Annotated in this window: 4 protein-coding genes; all 4 read left to right on the top strand. The window is 59.8% G+C overall.

Features of this window, described 5'->3' with window-relative positions; translation table 11 throughout:
- A partial coding sequence (locus tag ACSLE4_RS06620) for a DUF3470 domain-containing protein (RefSeq protein ID WP_435903691.1) occupies window positions 1-125 on the top strand: 125 nt, incomplete at its 5' end.
- Between the two features lie 195 nt (window positions 126-320).
- Window positions 321-821 carry an NADH-quinone oxidoreductase subunit NuoI gene (gene nuoI, locus ACSLE4_RS06615; protein ID WP_435903690.1) on the top strand — a complete coding sequence of 167 codons (501 nt, stop codon included), beginning with the start codon at window positions 321-323 and terminating at the stop codon, window positions 819-821.
- Window positions 822-943: 122 nt separating this feature from the next.
- Window positions 944-1,774, top strand: a complete 831-nt coding sequence (locus ACSLE4_RS06610; protein ID WP_435903689.1) for a uroporphyrinogen-III synthase — start codon at window positions 944-946, stop codon at window positions 1,772-1,774.
- Between the two features lie 68 nt (window positions 1,775-1,842).
- The gene (locus ACSLE4_RS06605; RefSeq protein ID WP_435903688.1) at window positions 1,843-2,088 is read left to right on the top strand and encodes a hypothetical protein; all 246 of its coding nucleotides are present in this window, start codon (window positions 1,843-1,845) and stop codon (window positions 2,086-2,088) included.
- Window positions 2,089-2,327: the final 239 nt, after the last annotated feature.

Here is a 2,327-nt window from a genome sequence, read left to right as displayed (position 1 = left end):
CCCAATATGCTCAGGTCTGGCCGAACATCACTATAAAGCGAGAGCCGCCCCCAGATGCCAAGGACTGGGAGGGCAAACCTGACAAAGCCAACTTGTTTTCGCCGAGCCCTGGCACAGGCGATTGAGGTTGGACAGTGCATGCGTGGTTGTGTGCGAAGTCGCATATTAATTCACCGACCTGGCGTCGAAGTGAGGTCGAAGCCGGAGTGGATATCAGGGGGTCGAATACAAGCTGGAGGGACGTGAACAGGTCGAAGACCCGGCGAGTGCGAGATGTTCGAGCGTGTGGTTAAACTGGTGAAGACCGACAGGACGAGGACATGACGAGGACATGGAGGCTTGACCAAGCGGCCCGATCGATTTTTTTGACTGAGTTCGTGTCCGCGTTCTTCCTGGCGATGCGCTACTTCTTAAAGCCGAAGGTGACACTGAACTATCCGTTTGAGAAGGGTTCGCTCTCGCCCCGCTTTCGCGGAGAGCTTGCGCTGCGGCGCTATCCGAATGGAGAGGAGCGCTGCATCGCCTGCAAGCTGTGCGAGGCGATCTGCCCGGCTCAGGCCATCACGATCGAAGCGGGGCCACGGCGCAACGACGGCACACGGCGGACCACTCGCTTCGACGTCGACATGATGAAATGCATCTACTGCGGCTTCTGCCAAGAGGCCTGCCCGGTCGACGCCATCGTCCTGGGACCCAACTTCGAGTTTGCGACCGAGACAGCCGAGGAACTCTACTACAATAAGGAACGTCTGCTCGCGAACGGCGATCGCTGGGAGCTGGCGATCGCTAAGAATATCTCGCTCGACGCCCCTTATCGGTGAGCCGACTAACCATCGTCGCCATCGCCGCCGTCAAGGGGGTCCTCAGAACTTTGAGCTGGGTCACCTGATGTCGACGTAACCTTGCTAGAGTGTGTGCCACGGCGTGGGATGAAAGTTTGAGCATGACGGAAGAGCTGAGCGGACGACGAATAGTGGTGCCGGAAACGCGCGAACTTGGCCAACTGCTCCGCATGCTGGAGGAGCGCGGTGCCGATACCGTCCCCTGTCCAATGATCGCCATCCGCGATACGCCTGATATAGGACCCGTAGAGGCGTGGCTGCGCCGCTTCGCGAAAGGTAGTTGTGACGATCTTGTGCTGATGACGGGCGAAGGTCTGCGGCGCCTCCGCGGCTTTGCCCGACGCATTGATCTTGAGCCCGCTTTCATCGATGCGCTGCGCCTGGCACGCAAGATTACACGCGGGCCGAAGCCAGTCCGCGCACTGCGAGAGATCGGATTGGCTGCCGACGTGCCCGCCGGCGAACCCACGACCGAAGGCGTTATCGCAGCGCTGGAACGGCATGACCTCACGGGTCGGCGGGTCGGCCTGCAACTATATCCCGGCACTGCGAATGAGCGACTTCTGCAATTCCTCGAAAGCGCCGGGGCGGAAGCAGATTCCGTGCTTCCATATGTTTACGCGTCGGAAGCCGACGACTCGCGTGTGATTGCGGTCATTGACGAAATGGCTGCCGGCCAAATCGACGCCATAGCCTTCACAAGTGCGCCTCAGGTTCGACGGTTCCGCGATGTCGCTCGCGCCTTCGGTCGAGAAGCTGAATTGCGGCAAGGACTCGAACGCATCGTCGTTGCGGCGGTCGGGCCCATTGTTGCCGCCGAACTCGATGCGATGGGGGTGCAGGTGAACGTTACACCTCGTGACAACACGTTCTTCATGAAGCCACTCGTACGCGAGCTTGCGGCTGCATTAGCAAAGGGGCGCAAGGACTGACTGCCCCCATGCGGAAAAGAGCGATCTGTTCATGACCCGAGCCGTAAGCGCGGAGAGGAGACAAGATAGTGAGAACAACGAAGGGGAGGTTCGGTTTCCATCGCAGTGGCGGCGAACACGAGCCAGGTCCTGCCGCGGCCTACGTGCAGATCTACGTGAAGTCGAGCGCCCTCAGTCTGGCTCCGGATCTTGCAATCTCAGCGCATCTGATGACCGAAGCTGAAATCGATGAGTTTTTGGACGATGCGCTCGCAGAGTTGGAAGAAATCCGCATCGATGCGAAGAATGCGCTAGCCGCGGCGGCTTCACACTAAGCTACTGCCGGCTGCGGCGGGTTTTCGTAACTATCGCATGCGAAGCTTGAATGCCGCATTTGGTCAGAAGCCGCCGTCAGCACCGCCCTCCGGCATGTCTGCTTGGTGCCGATGCTGTCGATAAAGGCGTTGAGAGTGGCGCCGAACGGTGATTCCGTCTGCTGAGGGTTGGCGACGGAGGACTGGGCGATGATGGGTCGGCAGAGGCGGGACCAGGGCAGGCTGTTCTACGAGTTCCG

The sequence above is a fragment of the Methyloceanibacter sp. genome (assembly GCF_051306395.1).
Classification (GTDB): Bacteria; Pseudomonadota; Alphaproteobacteria; order Rhizobiales; family Methyloligellaceae; genus Methyloceanibacter.
This window is presented reverse-complemented; position numbering and strand designations above follow the sequence as displayed.

Excerpts from the sequence above, each read along its gene's own strand:
- ACSLE4_RS06610 (WP_435903689.1), top strand. The coding sequence starts at position 944 with ATGACGGAAGAGCTGAGCGGACGACGAATAGTGGTGCCGGAAACGCGC.
- nuoI (WP_435903690.1), top strand. The coding sequence starts at position 321 with ATGACGAGGACATGGAGGCTTGACCAAGCGGCCCGATCGATTTTTTTG.